The organism is Streptomyces sp. NPDC001292 (genome assembly GCF_042896465.1).
Classification (GTDB): Bacteria; Actinomycetota; Actinomycetes; order Streptomycetales; family Streptomycetaceae; genus Streptomyces.
In genome coordinates this window covers 32624-48498 of record NZ_JBIAXG010000038.1, presented here as the reverse complement: position 1 = coordinate 48498, position 15875 = coordinate 32624, and the positions used below count along the sequence as shown (strand labels likewise).

11 protein-coding genes are annotated in these 15875 nt (G+C 72.5%); 2 read left to right on the top strand and 9 right to left on the bottom strand.

What is annotated here, in order from left to right; genetic code table 11:
• Nucleotides 1-165: 165 nt before the first annotated feature.
• On the bottom strand, nt 166-3285 hold the full coding sequence (locus ACFY4A_RS31640; protein WP_390832750.1) for an EAL domain-containing protein: 3120 nt from the start codon (nt 3283-3285) through the stop codon (nt 166-168).
• Between the two features lie 381 nt (nt 3286-3666).
• Nucleotides 3667-4617, bottom strand: coding sequence for a 2-hydroxyacid dehydrogenase (locus ACFY4A_RS31635; protein ID WP_390832749.1), 951 nt, complete (start codon nt 4615-4617; stop codon nt 3667-3669).
• Nucleotides 4618-4695: 78 nt separating this feature from the next.
• Here ACFY4A_RS31635 and ACFY4A_RS31630 point away from each other — a divergent pair, with 78 nt between their 5' ends.
• Entirely contained in the window at nt 4696-5694 is a 999-nt protein-coding gene (locus ACFY4A_RS31630; RefSeq protein WP_390832748.1) for an aldo/keto reductase, read from the top strand.
• Between the two features lie 138 nt (nt 5695-5832).
• Nucleotides 5833-6993 carry a PQQ-dependent sugar dehydrogenase gene (locus ACFY4A_RS31625; RefSeq protein WP_390832780.1) on the top strand — a complete coding sequence of 387 codons (1161 nt, stop codon included), beginning with the start codon at nt 5833-5835 and terminating at the stop codon, nt 6991-6993.
• 25 nt (nt 6994-7018) lie between these two features.
• Here ACFY4A_RS31625 and ACFY4A_RS31620 read toward each other — a convergent pair whose 3' ends face one another.
• The 7 genes from ACFY4A_RS31620 to gatB all read right to left on the bottom strand — a co-directional run bounded on the left by ACFY4A_RS31620 (nt 7019) and on the right by gatB (nt 15869).
• Nucleotides 7019-7210 carry a DUF6191 domain-containing protein gene (locus ACFY4A_RS31620; RefSeq protein ID WP_390832747.1) on the bottom strand — a complete coding sequence of 64 codons (192 nt, stop codon included), beginning with the start codon at nt 7208-7210 and terminating at the stop codon, nt 7019-7021.
• A 22-nt stretch (nt 7211-7232) separates the two neighbouring features.
• Nucleotides 7233-10289 (bottom strand): AAA family ATPase, encoded by a 3057-nt coding sequence (locus ACFY4A_RS31615; protein ID WP_390832779.1) that lies wholly within the window; start codon nt 10287-10289, stop codon nt 7233-7235.
• A gap of 125 nt (nt 10290-10414) precedes the next feature.
• Nucleotides 10415-10600 carry a hypothetical protein gene (locus tag ACFY4A_RS31610; protein ID WP_390832746.1) on the bottom strand — a complete coding sequence of 62 codons (186 nt, stop codon included), beginning with the start codon at nt 10598-10600 and terminating at the stop codon, nt 10415-10417.
• A gap of 231 nt (nt 10601-10831) precedes the next feature.
• Nucleotides 10832-11398: a GNAT family N-acetyltransferase gene (locus ACFY4A_RS31605; protein ID WP_390832745.1), complete on the bottom strand. Its 567-nt coding sequence runs from the start codon at nt 11396-11398 to the stop codon at nt 10832-10834.
• Nucleotides 11376-13613, bottom strand: coding sequence for an MMPL family transporter (locus ACFY4A_RS31600; RefSeq protein WP_390832744.1), 2238 nt, complete (start codon nt 13611-13613; stop codon nt 11376-11378). The genes ACFY4A_RS31605 and ACFY4A_RS31600 overlap by 23 nt, the downstream gene beginning before the upstream one ends.
• Nucleotides 13614-13824: 211 nt before the next feature.
• A complete protein-coding gene (locus ACFY4A_RS31595; RefSeq protein WP_390832743.1) occupies nt 13825-14244 on the bottom strand; it encodes a hypothetical protein in 420 nt (139 codons plus the stop codon).
• Between the two features lie 113 nt (nt 14245-14357).
• Nucleotides 14358-15869, bottom strand: a complete 1512-nt coding sequence (gatB, locus tag ACFY4A_RS31590) for an Asp-tRNA(Asn)/Glu-tRNA(Gln) amidotransferase subunit GatB (RefSeq protein WP_390832742.1) — start codon at nt 15867-15869, stop codon at nt 14358-14360.
• Nucleotides 15870-15875: the final 6 nt, after the last annotated feature.

Sequence of the window (15875 nt, the reverse complement as noted above, 5' to 3'; positions counted from 1 at the left end):
CAACAAAAAACCCCTCGTGCCGCAAGGCAAGCGAGGGGAAGCGCGCCGGTGAGGTCGCTGGGGGTTCCGGATCGTCCGGTGGGTCCCAGCTCAGCCGACGCGCTGTCCAAGTACGAGAATTCGGGTGCGCATGGAAATGACCCTCCCTCCGGCACGCACCCGGTGTCAAGTGGGTGGGACGGGAGTCTCATTATGTGAGCGGAGGGCCGTCCCGCCTCCGAAGACGGCGGGCACCGCCACGGTGTAGGCTCCGGTGCTGCCCCCGGCGAACGCCGGTTCGGCCGGACCGTGCGGCACCGGGTAGTGGCCGGAGGCGAGCGCCCGGCGCAGCCGGTACTCGTCCAGCGGGCCGGAGAACGCCATGCCCTGCCCATGGGTGCAGCCCATCGCGCGCAGGGCCACGACCTGCTCCGGCAGGTCCACGCCGTCGGCCACGGAACGGAGCCCGAGGTCGGCGGCGATGCGGAGCAGACCGCTGGTGATCTTGTGCAGCCGGGCGGACTCGACGACGCCCTCGACCAGGCTGCGGTCGAGCTTCAGCACGTCGACGGGGAGCCTTCTGAGGGCCGTGACGGCCCCGTGCCCGCTGCCGAAGCCGTCCAGCGCGATGCGCACACCGAGCCGCCGCAGGGCGGCCAGGCGCCGCTCCAGCTCGTCCAGCGGCACCCGCGGGTCGGTGTCCGACAGCTCGATCACCAGGGCGCCCGACGGCAGCCCGTGCCGGGTCAGCAGGGCCTCCACGGAGCCGGGCGGCAGCGAACGGTCCACCAGACGGCGGGCGCCCATCCGGACCACCACGGACACGGTCGGGCCTGTCGCGGCGCGGTCGGCGGCCTGCGCGACGGCCTCCTCCAGCATCCAGCGGCCCAGTTCGGCCGTCCTGTCGCTGTCCTCGGCGACCCGCAGGAACTCGGCGGGCGTGAAGAGCACGCCCTGCGAGGACCGCCAGCGCGCCTGGGCGGCGACCGAGGTGATCCGGCCGTCCTCCAGGTGGACCACCGGCTGGTGCAGCAGGGTGAACTCGCCCTTGTGCAGGGCGCTTCTGAGCCGGGTGGCCAGCTCCGCCTTGTGGACGACGTCCTGCTGCATCTGCGGCTTGTACAGCTCGACCCGACCCTTGCCGGCCGCCTTGGCGCGGTACATGGCGAGGTCGGCGTTGCGCAGCAACTCCCCCGCGCCGAGGCCCGGTTCGGCGAACGCCACGCCGATGGACGCGGCCACGCGCACATCGTTGCCGTCGATGAGGTACGGCTGCGACAGCGTCACCCTGAGGCGGTCGGCGAGCTCCAGGATGTGCCGTTCGCGGGCGGTACGGTCGCAGGTGCCGTCCCCGACGATCAGGGCCGCGAACTCGTCGCCGCCGAGCCGGGACGCGGTGTCCCCGTGCCGTACCGCCTCCTGGAGTCTGCGGGCGGCCTGGACGAGCAGCTCGTCCCCGGCCTGGTGCCCGATCGTGTCGTTGACGGCCTTGAAGCCGTCGAGGTCGATGAAGAGCACGGCCGTGCCGTGATCGGTCGAGCGCCGGCCGGACAGGGCCTGCTGGACGCGCTTGGTGAACAGCGCCCGGTTGGGCAGGTCGGTGAGCGGGTCGTGCTCGGCGTTGTGCTGGAGCTGCGCCTGGAGGCGCACTCGCTCGGTCACGTCCCTGCTGTTGAAGATGAGGCCGCCGTGGTGGCGGTTGATGGTCGACTCCACGTTGAGCCAGCCGCCGTCGCCGGACCGGAAGCGGCACTCGATGCGCGTAGTGGGCTCCTCGAGCGGGCCGGCGACCAGGAAGCGGCGCACCTCGTGCACCACGGAGCCCAGGTCCTCCGGGTGGATGAGCCCGGCCAGTTCGGTGCCGACCAGTTCCTCCGCCGGCCGCCCGTACACCCCAACGGCGGCCGGGGAGACGTACCGCAGGACGCCGCTGGGCGCGGCGATCATGATGACGTCGCTGGAGCCCTGCACCAGGGAGCGGAAGTGGTTCTCCTTCTGGGCCAGTTCCTGGGTGAGGGCGATGTTGTCGCGCAGCACGATGCCCTGGCGCACGACGAGCACCAGCACGACTGCGCCGGCGGTGATCAGCACCACGCGGTCGACGCTGTGGCCGTTGAGCGCGTTGTACAGGACCCCCAGCGTGCACACGGCCGCGGCGAGGTACGGAGTGAGGGCCGCGAGGGAGCCGGCGAGCGGGCGGCCGGCCGGATACCGGTCGTGGTCCGCGCCCGGTGCGGGCGGCCCGCCGTGCGCGGGGCGCGCGCCCGCGGGCTGCTGCCCGGGCACGTGGTCGTCCAGCGCGCGGCCGTGGTCTTCACGGCTGTGCCCGTAGGCATCGGCCACGCGCGCGTGCCCGTCGGCGGAGCGCGGGTCCGGGTCGTGCCCGTCCAGCTCGCGCCCCTCCGCCTGGTACGGGTCCGTGTCGTGCCGCTCGGCGGCCGGCTGTCCGGAGCGGGGCGCCGCCCAGGGCGCGTACGCCAGGAGCAGGGAGCCGGCGAACCAGCCTGCGTCGAGCAGTTGCCCCGAGCGGTAGCTGTTGTGCAGCAGCGGCGAGGTGAACAGGGCGTCGCACAGCACGGTCAGGGCGAGCGCGCCGATCGCCGTGTTCACGGCGGTGCGGTTGATCGAGGAACGCCGGAAGTGCAGCGCGAGCACCATGGAGACCAGGGCGATGTCCAGCAGCGGGTACGCCAGCGAGAGCGCGGTGTGCGCGACGCTCGACCCGTCGAACTTGGCCGCCTGGGCCAGTGCGAGGCTCCAGGACAACGTGAGCAGCGAGCCCCCGATCAGCCACGAGTCCAGTGCCAGGCACACCCACCCGGCCCTGTTCACCGGCCGCTTGGCGAGTACGAGCAGGCCGACGATCGCGGGCGGCGCGAAGCACAGGAAGAACAGGTCGGCGTAGCTCGGACTGGGCACGGACGTGCCGAGGACGACCTCGTACCACCCCCAGACCGAGTTGCCCAGGGCCGCCATCGCCGAGGAGAGGGCGAACAGCAGCCAGGCGGTTCGAAAGCGGACGTGGCGGCCGCGGGCGTACAGCGCGCACGAGACGGCGGCGGTGCCGGCCGCGGCACTCAGCCCGAAGTCGCCCATGAACACCGCGACGTCGCTGGAACCCCAGCCGCACGCGGCACCGATGGCGTATCCCGCGCACACCAGGGCCAGCAGGAGCTGCGGCGCCAGTCTCGAACGGTCGCTCGAACGGCCGTCGGCGGCCTGCGGCCGGGGCAGCAGCCTCCCCGGCGCGGGCGGCGTCCGCAGTGCGCCGTCGAACGCGGTCATGGCGGGCGGTGGCGGGCTCACCGGGGCCTCCCGGTCCGTACGACCGGGTCCCCCGGCTTCCGGTGCGCCGGGTGGGCGTGCCTCCGGCGGCCGCCGGGCCTGCGGTGGTGCTGACGACCATGGTGGCTGTGGTGGCCGCGTCTGCGCGCGGCCGTGCGCCAGGGCCGCCGGTGGCGGCCCCGCCGCGTCGGATCGTTCGTCCATAGGCCGTGCATCGCCCGTCGCCCCCCTCGCAGTCTGAAATGTCCATCCCCGGCGCCGAACGGTGCGCGGCGCAGCCCCTGTCGGGACGATACACCAGTCTCGTCACTCAGGGACATAGCTTCTCTACGCTCCGTGACGACCAGCGCGGATACGGGTACGGACCGCGTCCGGAGAGTCTCGGACCGTACCCGAAGCGGACTAGGCGCTTGCCGTGCCCGTCGTCAGGACCACGTTGGCGAGCGGCTCCTGGTTCACGAAGCGGCGCAACTGGTCCGTCAGAAGCCGCTTGGCGCGCGGCAGGAAGGCTGATGTCGGGCCGCCGACATGGGGGCTGATCAGCACGCCCGGCGCGTGCCACAGGGGGTGCCCCGGGGGCAGCGGTTCGGGGTCGGTGACGTCGAGGGCGGCGGTCAGCCGGCCGCTCTCCAGCTCGGCGAGCAGCGCCTTGGTGTCGACCACGGCGCCGCGCGCGACGTTCACCAGCAGGGCGCCGTCCTTCATCCGTGCCAGGAAGTCCGCGTTCACCAGCCCGCGCGTGGCCTCCGTCAAGGGCGTGGTCAGGACGACGACATCGGCCTGCGGGAGCAGGGAGGGCAGATCGGTGAGCGGATGCACCGGACCGCGCTCCGTGGTGCGCGCGGAGCGCGCCACCCGCGCCACCCGCGCGACCTCGAAGGGCACGAGCCGGTCCTCGATGGCCGCACCGATCGAGCCGTGGCCGACGATGAGGACGTTCTTGTCGGCGAGGGCAGGACGGAAACCTCCGCCCCACTCGCCCCGGTCCTGGGCCCGGACGAAGTCGGGGATGCCGCGCAGCGAGGCCAGGATGAGCGCCAGGGCGAGCTCGCTCGTACTCGCCTCGTGCACCCCGCGCGCGTTGCACAGCCGTACGCCGGGCGGCAGGTGCCGCAGGCCCGGCTCCACGTGGTCGGTGCCGGCGGACAGCGTCTGCACGACCCGTACGGAACTCATGCGGGGCATCGGGCGCAGACCGACGCCGCCGGGCTTCATGTAGGGCACGACGTAGAAGGCGCAGTCGGCGGGGTCCGCGGGGAACTCCTCGGCGCCGTCCCAGAAGCGGTAGGAGGGCCCCTGCGGAAGCCCCGCGATCTCGTCCGGCGGAATGGGCAGCCATACGTCAGCAGTCATGCTCAGGAGGCTATGCCAGGGGCACTCGGAGCCAGAGGTTAGGTTGGTGGGCCCTGAGAGAGGGAGGGTTACGGCCAAGTGGAGCGCAGGACGATCGGCGCGGCGGCACTCGCGGTGGGGGCCGTAGGACTGGGGTGCATGCCGATGAGCTGGGCGTACAGCGCGTCGCGGCAGCGGGGGGCGGAGTCGCTCGGGGCGGTGCACCGGGCGCTGGACCTGGGCTCGACGCTCCTGGACACGGCCGACATGTACGGGCCGTTCACCAACGAGCTGCTGGTGGGGCGGGTGCTTAAGGAGCGGCGGTCCGACGCCTTCGTCTCGACGAAGGTCGGTCTGCTGGTGGGCGAGCAGCACATCGTGGCCAACGGCCGTCCCGGTTATGTGCGGCGGGCGTGCGACGCCTCGCTCAGGCGGCTGCAGACGGACGTGATCGACCTCTACCAGCTGCACCGCGCCGATCCGGAGGTCCCGGTCGAGGAGACCTGGGGGGCGATGGCGGAGCTCGTGCGGGCCGGGAAGGTACGGGCGCTCGGCCTGTGTGCGGTGGGTGCGCGCGGCCGGCGCCGGTCCGGGGCGCGGCTGCACGACGGAACGATCCGCCAGCTGGAGCGGGTGCAGCAGGTCTTCCCGGTCAGCGCGGTGCAGGCGGAGCTGTCGGTGTGGTCGCCGGAGGCGCTGGAGTCGTTGTTGCCGTGGTGCGCGGAGCGCGGGGTCGGCTTCCTGGCGGCGATGCCGCTGGGCAACGGCTTCCTGACCGGCACCCTCACCCCCGGTCAGGGGTTCGAGCCGGACGACGTGCGGGCCCGGCATCCCCGTTTCACCGCCGAGATGATGGCCGCGAACCAGCCGATCGTGGCCGGGCTGCGGCGGACGGCCGCCCGGCACGGCGAGGACGTCACACCCGCCCAGGTGGCCCTGGCGTGGGTACTGGCCCAGGGCCGCCACGTGATCCCGGTCCCCGGCACCAAGCAGGAGCGCTGGGTGACGGAGAACGCGGCCGCGGCGGAGCTACGCCTGACAGCGGACGACCTGGCAGAACTGGGCAGACTGCCGGCGGCCCAGGGCTCGTGGGACTGAGCCGCGCCGTGGCCGCGGCCGGTCCGGCCCGGAGACCTGGCTGTCGGGGCGGGGCGAGCGTGGGATTCGGTTGATCGGGAACCTGGGAGGCGCGAGCGGTGTAAGACAGGTAGAACCCGCCGCGTCGAAGGGACGAAGATCGTGCAACGTCGAGCTGTGACGGGCGTGCTGGCCGCCGCCGTGCTGCTGACGGCCGGCTGCTCCTCCGGGGGCCCGTCGGCCGGTGGGGACGGCCTGGCACCCGGCCGTACGACGGCGGCGTCCTCGCCCTCCGGGCAGGCACCCACGGAGAGCGCGCCGCCGGCCAAGGGCTCGGTGAAAGTCCTGCGCACGGTCGCGGAGGGCCTGAACAGCCCGTGGGGTCTGGCCCCGCTCCCCGCCGGTGGTCTCCTCGTCTCCTCCCGTGACAAGGCGACGATCACGCGCGTCGACGAGAAGACGGGGCAGAAGACCGAACTGGGCAGGGTGTCGGGGGTGTCCCCGGAGGGTGAGGGCGGCCTGCTGGGCATAGCGCTGTCCCCGGACTACGCCTCCGACCACATGATCTACGCCTACTTCACCTCGGCCTCGGACAACCGCATCGTCCGGATGCTGTACGACGACAAGAAGCCGGCCGGTATGCAATTGGGCGCACCCGACACGATCTTCAAGGGCATCCCCAAGGGGGTCCTCCACAACGGCGGCCGGATCGCCTTCGGCCCCGACAGGATGCTGTACGCGGGCACGGGCGAGACCGGCGACCGGGGCCTGGCACAGGACAGGAAATCCCTGGGCGGCAAGATCCTGCGGCTGACCCCGGACGGCAGGCCCGCCCCGGGCAACCCGTACCCCGACTCCCCCGTGTACTCGTACGGCCACCGCAACGTGCAGGGCCTGGCCTGGGACGACAAGCAGCGTCTGTTCGCCTCCGAGTTCGGCCAGTACACCTGGGACGAGCTGAACGCGATCAAGCCGGGCGACAACTACGGCTGGCCGGACGCGGAGGGCAAGTCCGACGACCCGAAGTTCCACAACCCGATAACCCAGTGGCACACGGACGTGGCCTCCCCCAGCGGCATCGCCTACGCCGAGGGCTCCATCTGGATGGCGAGCCTGAGGGGCCAGCGCCTGTGGCGCATCCCCTTGAGCGGCACCAAGCTCTCGGCGGCCCCCGAGGCGTTCCTCACCGGCACCTACGGCCGCCTGCGTACGGTGGCCTCGGCGGGCGGCGACAAGCTCTGGCTGATCACCAGCAACACCGACGGCCGCGGCACTCCGAAGAAGGGCGACGACCGGATCCTGGAACTGCAGGTGAAGTAGACCCCGGCCTGGGGGATCCCGGCCCTCACTCCCGGCCGGTTCCAGCCTCCGGGGGAGGATCGGGGGGCCGCACGACGACCTTCCCGGAGGCGAGATCGATCGGCCCGCGTCCGGGATCGTTGTCCCCGACGTCCTCCCGGGTCAGCTCCAGCCGGTTCTGCTCGTCCCGGGTGTGCTTGCGGCCGGGCGCGAACAGTTCCTCGAAAACGTTGAACACGGCTTCCCTCCCGGTCGATGCCTTACGGCCGCCCCGCGACCAGCCGGTCTTCTGCCTCCGGCGGGAACAGGCCCAGCCGGTGGGCCAGTGCCGCCGCCTCTCCGCGACCCGAAACACCCATCTTGGCCAGGATGTTCGAGACATGGACGCTGGCCGTCTTCGGCGAGATGAAGAGTTCCTCGGCTATCTGGCGGTTGGTGCGGCCGGCCGAGACCAGACGCAGGACGTCGCGTTCCCGGCTCGTCAGGCCCAGGGACGCGACGGGGTCGGTGGAAGCGGAGGGTTGCAGTGGGGTGCCGGTCAGGGCGAGGCGGGCACGACGGGCCAGCAGGGCGACGGAGTCGGCGAGCGGGCGGGCGCGCAGGTGCTCGGCGGCGGCGTGCGCCAGGCGCAGCAGCTCGGTGGCCCGGTCCCGCTGGTCCTCGTCGGTGCCGAGCAGGGCCTCGGCGAGGCGGCAGCGGACGCGGGCGAGGTCGTAGGGGCGCTCCAGCGTCTCGAAGGCGGCGACGATCTCGGCCCAGTACTCCGGGCAGCTACGGCCCTCGGCGCGCAGCAGCTCGGTGCGCACCCAGCGTTCGTACGCCTGCCAGACGGGCACGTTGGTGGCCAGCGACTTGGCGGCGCCGCGGATGCGCTGCAAGGTCTCGGCGCGCCCCGGGCCGGCGGCGGGCAGCCCTGCCGCGCGGGTCTCCACCGTGGCGGCGGTGAGCAGCAGCGGCCAGCCGTAGCGCTGGGTGCCGGGTGGGAAGCCGTCGTCCAGGACGCGTTCGAGTTCGGCGCGGGCGTCCAGCAGGCGGCCCTCGCCCGCGGCGACCCCGATCGCGATGCGGGCGAGCGGCAGGGCGTGCTGGGGCGCGTTGTCGTGGGTGCCGAAGTTTTCGAGGGCGTCGGCCAGCTGAACGGAGGCTTCGGCCAGTTCGCCTCGTACGAGGGCGAGTTCGGCGCGGATGCGGGCGTGGAAGCCGCGTGGCTTGGCACTCTGGCCGACGCGCCGGGACCGGGAGGCCGCCTCGGCGGCCTCCTCCCAACGGCCCAGGGTGAACAGCGACTCGGCGAGGTTGCCCCACACCCAGGCCTCGCTGTCCAGCAGGCCGAAGCGCCGGGTGAAGGCGATCCCCTGCTCCATGAGCGGCACGGCCTCGCGGGAGCGGCCGACGGACTCCAGCTCGGAGGGCAGGTTGACGTAGGAGCGGCCGGCGACGGCGGCGATGCCGTCGCCGACCGTGCGCCTGTTGACCTCGTACATCTCGGCTAGGCCCGCCTCGACGTCGCCGGCCTGGACCATGAGGCCACCCAGGGTGAGCCGCGCGGTCATCTCGATCTCGCAGGCGCCGACCATGCGCGCGTACTCCACGGCCCGTTCGGCGGCCGAGAGGGCGTCGGGGCCCGGCACGTGCACCATGGACCACTGGGCGACGTTGGCCAGCACCTCCGCGTGCACCTCGGACGGCGGCAGCCCGCGCACCAGTTCCTGCGCGGTGCCCAGTTCCTGCCAGCCGTCGCCGTGGGCCTTCGCCTGGACCAGCTTGGAGCGCTGGATCCAGAACCAGGCGGCCCGGAGGGGGTCGTTCTCGTCCTCCAGGAGGCGCAGCGCCCGCTTGGTGATCTTCAAGGCGCGGTCCCGTTCCCCGCAGAAGCGGCCCGCGACGGCGGCCTCTGCCATCAGGTCGAGGAAGGCCAGCGGGGTGGTCGCCGGATCGCAGCCGCAGGGAGGGTAGATCTCGGTGTAGTCGACGGGCCGCAGCCGGGCCCGCGCCTCTTCCGGCGCGGCGTCCCACAGCTCCATCGCCCGTTCCAGCAGCCGCAGTTGCTCGCTGTAGGCGTGTCGGGCGCGGGCCGCGACGGAGGCGTCCAGGACGGCGGGCAGGGCCTTGGCCGGGTCGTGGGCGTGGTACCAGTAGCTGGCCAGCCGCATGACGCGCTGGTCGGCGGGGACGAGGGTCGGGTCGGCCTCCAGGGCTTCGGCGTAGCGGCGGTTGAGGCGGGAGCGCTCGCCGGGCAGCAGGTCGTCGCTGACGGCCTCGCGCACCAGGGAGTGCCGGAAGCGGTAGCCGTCGCCGGTGTGGGCGGCGATGAGGATGTTGGCGTTCACGGCGCCCCGCAGCGCCTCGATGAGGTCGTCCTCGCTCAGCCGGGCCACGGCCGCGAGCAGCCGGTGTTCGACGGTGGACCCGCCCTCGGCGGCGATCCTGACGATCCGCTGGGCGGGCTCGGGCAGCGTCTCGACCCGGACGAGCAGCAGGTCGCGCAGGGAGTCGCTGAGGCTGGTGCGGCAGCCCTCGTGGGCCGCGACGGCGAGTTCCTCGACGAAGAAGGCGTTGCCGTCGGAGCGTTCGAAGATCTCGTCGACCTGGACCGGGTCCGGTTCGGTGGCGAGGATGCCGGCGATCTGGCGGCCCACTTCCTGCCGGGTGAAGCGGGCGAGTTCGAGGCGGCGGACCGTGCGCAGCCGGTCGAGTTCGGCCAGCAGCGGCCGTAGCGGGTGGCGGCGGTGGATGTCGTCGGAGCGGTAGGTGGCCAGGACGACGAGACGGCCGGTGCGCAGGGTGCGCAGCAGGTAGGCGAGCAGGTGCCGGGTGGAGGCGTCGGCCCAGTGCAGGTCCTCCAGGGCGACGACGACGGTGTGGTCGGCGGCGACGCGCTCCAGCAGGCGGGCGGTGAGTTCGAAGAGGCGGGCCATGCCCTCCTCGTCGTGCCGGCCGCCTCGCGCGGGGGCCGGCTCGCCGAGTTCGGGCAGCAGCCGGGCGAGCTCCTCCTCCTGTCCGGTGGCCGCGGCGGCGAACTCGCCGGGCAGTTCGCGGCGCAGGGCGCGCAGGGCGGCGGAGAAGGGCGCGAACGGTAGTCCGTCGGCGCCGATCTCCACGCAGCCGCCGAGCGCCACGACGGCGCCGGCGTGAATGGCGGCGCCGGCGAACTCCTCGACCAGGCGGGTCTTGCCGACGCCCGCCTCACCGCCGAGCAGCAGGGCCTGCGGCTCTCCCCGGGCCGCGCGGGCGAGCGCGTCGTGCAGCGTGCCCAACTCGTCGGCGCGGCCGACGAACACCGGACAGACGGACCTGGTCTCCACATGCCCGAGCATCGCACGCGGGTCCGACAGCGCGGCACCTGTTTTCCCCACGGCAGCCGGACGCACATGCGGGAGGCCCCGGCCCACTCCCGTGGAGCCGGGGCCGTCCTGACCGCCGGTGTCCGGCCGGCCTGTGTTCACGCCGCGCGGGTGAACCGGTGCCGGTGCGGGCCGCGGGTATGGGGCTCCGCCTCGGCGGTTCGTCCGCCGGCCGAGCGGCGGGCGGCACGGCGGGCGCGCAGAGCCTCGCGGGCCAGGCGCTCCTCCTCGGCGCGGCGGCCGAGTTCGGCGGAGCGCAGTTGGTGCAGTTCGTAGTGGAACATGGTCTCTCCCCGGTGAGCGGTGGTTTCGGCGTCGCTTTCCGCGATGCCCCCACTGTCGTCTCCCAGGGGCCCGGCCACATCGGGAGAGTTCCGCATCTTCCCCGTCCGGGGTGCCTTAGGCGCGCGTGCCGGGGCCGCGGGGCAGCCGTAAGGCACCGGTGGACACGGGTAAGCCAGGCTCTCCCGGGATCTCGCGGAACACGGAGTCGGCGGCGACCGCGCCCGGCCGTCTCAACGACCGTCGCGTGCGCGTGCCTCACGCCACTCGGGGGCGAGCACCGCCCACACCTCCATGTCCTGGCGCACGCCCCGGTAGGGGAAGCTCTCGCGCAGGACGCCCTCGCGGGTCAGCCCCAGCCGTCGCGCCACGTTGACGCTCGCCTCGTTGGCCGAGGAGGCGTGCCACTCCACGCGGTGCATGCCCCGCTCGTCGAACGCCCAGTCGATGAGCACCCGCGCCCCTCGCGTGACGAGTCCCCGCCTGGTGCCGGCCGGTTCCAGCCAGCAGCCGATCTCACAGGTGCCGGTGGCCGCGTCGAAGACGCGGAACAGCAGCCCGCCGACCAGCTTGCCCTCCAGCCACAGCCCGTGCAGGAAGCCGCTGTCGGCGGCGTGCTTGTCGGCGTACGACTGGAGGATGGCCCGCGCGGAGTCCACGTCCGTGGCGTTCGCGCCGAACGGGATGTGCCGCGTGATGAACTCCCGTCCCCTCTCCAGGTGCGCGAGGAACTCCTCGGCGTGCCATGGCTCCAGCGGCCGCAGTTCGGCTCCCTCGTCACCCAGAGGTATCGCGTACATCCTGCTGCGTCTCCTTCGCCAGTTCGTCCTCGACGTCCCTGAGCCTCTCATGCGCCACGCGGCACTCGGGCGGCTCGATGCTGATCCGGGGCAGCACGCGGTCGAGCCGGCGCGGCAGCCACCAGTTGGCGCGGCCGAGCAGGTGCATCAGGGCGGGCACCAGCAGGGTGCGCAGCACGAAGGCGTCGAGGGCGACGGCGGAGGCGAGCGCGATGCCGAACATGGCGATCACACGGTCGCCGCTGAGTACGAAGGCGAGGAAGACCGAGATCATGATGACCGCGGCGGAGTTGATCACCCGGCTGGTCTCCGCGAGGCCGACGCGGACGGCCCGCCGGTTGTCGCCGGTCTCCAGCCACTCCTCGTACATCCGGCTGACCAGGAAGACCTGGTAGTCCATGGAGAGCCCGAAGAGCACCGAGACCATGATCACGGGCAGGAAGGGCTCGATCGGTCCGGCCCGGCCGAGGCCGAGGAACTCGCTGCCCCAGCCCCATTGGAAGATCGTGACGACGACGCCGAACGCGGCGGCGACGGCGGCTATGTTCATCACGGCGGCCTTCAGCGGGATGCCGAGGGACCGGAAGGCGAGCAGCAGCAGTACGCAGCCGAGGCCGACCACCACGCCGACGAACAGCGGCAGTCTGCCGATGATCACGCCGGCGAAGTCGTCGTACCCGGCGGTGACCCCGCCGACGTGCAGGTCGAGCGTGGTGCCGGTCTGGGCGCGCGGCAGCACGTCGGTGCGCAGCCGGTGGACGAGGTCGCTGGTGCGCTGGGACTGCGGCGCGGAGTCCGGAACCACGTTCAGGTAGGCCATGGTGCCGCCGGAGTTGTAGGTCACCGGGGTCACCGCGGCGACGCCCTCGGTGGCGCGCAGGGTGGTGTCGAGGTTGTCCAGGGCGAGTCTGCCCTCGGCCCCTTCCACCCGGGTCACCAGGGTGAGCGGCCCGTTGACGCCCGGCCCGAAGCCCTCGGCGACGAGGTCGTACGCCTTCCGAGTGGTCGCCGTCCTCGGGTCGTTGCCCTGGTCGGAGGTGCCGAGGTGGAGGGAGAGCGTGGGCAGGGCCAGCACGGTGACGACGGCGAGGGCGACGAGGCCGAGCGCCTTGGGATGGCGTTCGACGAACGCCGACCAGCGGGCGGCGAACCCGGTGGGCACCTCGGGCTCGGGCCCGTGTTCGGCCAGGCGGCGCCGTTCACGGCGGCTGAGGGCGCGCGGGCCGATGAAGGACAGCAGCGCGGGCAGCAGGGTCACCGAGGCGGCGACGGTGAGGACGACGGTCAGCGAGGCGGCGACCGCCACGCCGTTGAGGAAGCCCAGCCGCAGGATGAGCATGCCGAGCAGGGCGATGCAAACCGTGGCACCCGCGAAGACGACGGCGCGTCCGGTGGTGGCGACGGCGTTCGTGACCGCCTCGGTGGGGCTGAGTCCGCGTTTCAGTCCGCGCCGGTGCCGGGTGACGATGAACAGCGCGTAGTCGATGCCGACGCCGAGTCCGACCAGCATGCCCAGCATGGGCGCGAAGTCGGCGACCGTCATGGCGTGGCCGAGGAGTCCGATGGCGGCGTGGGCGGTGCCCACGCTCAGCAGCGCGGTGGCGATGGGCAGCACGGCCGCGGCCAGCGAGCCGAAGGCGATGAGCAGCACCCCGGCGGCGACGAGCACGCCGACGATCTCGGCGGTGTGGTCGCCGGAGGCCGCGGTGAGGCTGATCGCGCTGCCGCCGAGTTCCACCTGGAGCCCGCCGGTCTCGGCCGCCTTGGCCGCTTCGACCACGGCCTCGGCCTGGGGCTTGGTGATGTCCTGGGACGGACGGGTGAAGGTGACGGTGGCGTACGCGGTGTGCCCGTCGGGGCTGATCTGCTCGGAGCCCTGGGCCTCCGGGTCCTTGTAGGGGCTGGTCACGGACGCCACCTGGGGCAGGGCGGCGATCTTGTCCAGGGTGCGGGTCATCGTCTGCTCGACGTCCGGGGCGCGCACCGTGCCGGACGTGGTGTGCCAGACGACGGTGTCGCTGTCGCCGCCGAGTCCCGGGAAGCCCTCCTTGAGCAGCTGGGTGGCGCGTCCCGACTCGGTGCCGGGGACCTCGTAGTCGTTGGAGTAGGCGGACCCGGTGACCGAGGCGGCCGCGGTGACCCCGCCGAAGGCAAGGAGCCAGAGCAGTACGACGACAAGGCGGTGCCGGACACACCAGCGCGCTAGGGCTGCCACGAACGTGCTCCCAGGGGATGTGTGGATCTTTGACCGGGAACAGTCGTCCATGATCGGAACAGCCCGCAAAGAACGCATGAGCAATCTGAGGACACTCTTGCAGGCGAATCTGATCGTTTAGCCTGTTCGTGGGCTGATTCACATCAGTGCGACCCAATTCACAGGACAAACAGATGAGGCCTGTCGTCCCGCCGGCTGCACATCCTCACTGTCAGTCGAGCTGGTCGCCGAGCGCCATCACCATCACCCCGGCGATCAGCAGCCACAGTGCGCGCCGGGTACGTCCCCGGGCGCCGACGAGGGCCGCCACGGCACAGACGGCGGCGCCGGCGGCGTAGACGGCCGGGACGAGCGCGGAGGCCGAGCCGGACAGCCGCAGCAGCGAGGCGGCGAGTCCGGTGAGCGTCAGCAGGGCCCCGGCTCCGGCCGCCGTCCACCGGGCGCGGCATGCGACCTCCGCGCGGTCCTCCACCTCGCCCTCGGCGCCGTCCTCGCCCTCGGCGCCGCCGTCCACGACACCGTCCTGGCCCACGTCGACGTCACCCTCGGCGTGGTCCTCCGTCCCGGCCGCCTCGACGTCGTCGGCCCCGGATATCTCGGGGTGCGTTTCGGAATCGGCGCGTCCACTCATGGCGCGCGAGCGTAGCGCCTCCGTGCGACGGCACCGACAGGGGGCGGGACCCCTCGCCGGCACGACTCGGGGGGTGCATCGGGCCGATGCACCCCCCGACATGGTTCGCGGGCTCAGCCCTCGACGCCGAGCTTCTCCAGGATCAGCTCCTTGACGCGGGCCGCGTCGGCCTGGCCGCGGGTGGCCTTCATGACCGCGCCGACCAGGGCGCCGGCCGCTGCCACCTTGCCGCCGCGGATCTTGTCCGCGATGGCCGGGTTCCCGGCGATGGCCTCGTCGACGGCGGCGGTCAGCGCGCCCTCGTCGGAGACCACCTTCAGGCCGCGCTTGTCGACGACCTCATCCGGGGTGCCCTCGCCGGCGAGGACGCCCTCGATGACCTGGCGGGCCAGCTTGTCGTTCAGATCGCCCTTGGCGACCAGCTCGGTGACCCGGGCGACCTGCGCCGGCGTGATCGACAGCTCGTCCAGCGCCTTGCCAGACTCGTTGGCGGCACGCGCGAGCTCGCCCATCCACCACTTACGGGCGGAGGCGGCGTCCGCGCCGGCGTCGATCGTGGCGACGATCGGTTCGAGGGCGCCGGCGTTGAGGATCGCCTGCATGTCGGCGGCCGAGACGCCCCACTCCTCGCGGAGCCGGTTGCGACGCACCAGCGGCAGCTCGGGCAGCCCGGCGCGGATCTCCTCGACCCACTCGCGCGAGGGCGCCACCGGGACCAGGTCCGGTTCGGGGAAGTACCGGTAGTCCTCGGCCTCCTCCTTGGTCCGGCCTGAGGTCGTCGACCCGGTGTCCTCGTGGAAGTGGCGGGTCTCCTGGATCACCGTGCCGCCGCCGGAGAGCACGGCGGCGTGGCGCTGGATCTCGTAGCGGGCCGCGCGCTCCACGGACCGCAGCGAGTTGACGTTCTTCGTCTCGGAGCGGGTGCCGAACTTGTCGGCGCCCTTCGGCATCAACGACAGGTTGACGTCGCAGCGCATCTGGCCCATCTCCATCCGGGCCTCGGACACGCCGAGCGCCCGGATGAGCTCGCGCAGCTCACGGACGTAGGCCTTGGCCACCTCCGGGGCACGCTCGCCGGCGCCGGTGATCGGCTTGGTGACGATCTCGATCAGCGGGATGCCGGCGCGGTTGTAGTCCAGCAGCGAGTGGGACGCGCCGTGGATGCGGCCGGTGGCGCCGCCGACGTGCGTCGACTTGCCGGTGTCCTCCTCCATGTGGGCGCGCTCGATCTCCACGCGGAAGGTCTCGCCGTCCTCCAGCTGCACGTCGAGGTAGCCGTTGAAGGCGATCGGCTCGTCGTACTGGGAGGTCTGGAAGTTCTTCGGCATGTCCGGATAGAAGTAGTTCTTCCGGGCGAAGCGGCACCACTCGGCGATCTCGCAGTGCAGCGCGAGGCCGATCTTGATGGCGGACTCCACGCCGGTCGCGTTGACGACCGGGAGCGCGCCGGGCAGGCCGAGGCAGGTCGGGCAGGTCTGCGTGTTCGGCTCGGCGCCGAGCGCGGTCGAACAGCCGCAGAACATCTTGGTGGCGGTGCCGAGTTCGACATGGACCTCGAGGCCCATGACGGGGTCGTACGACGCCAGCGCGTCCTCGTACGACACCAGGTCGGTCGTGGTGGTCACGGTGAA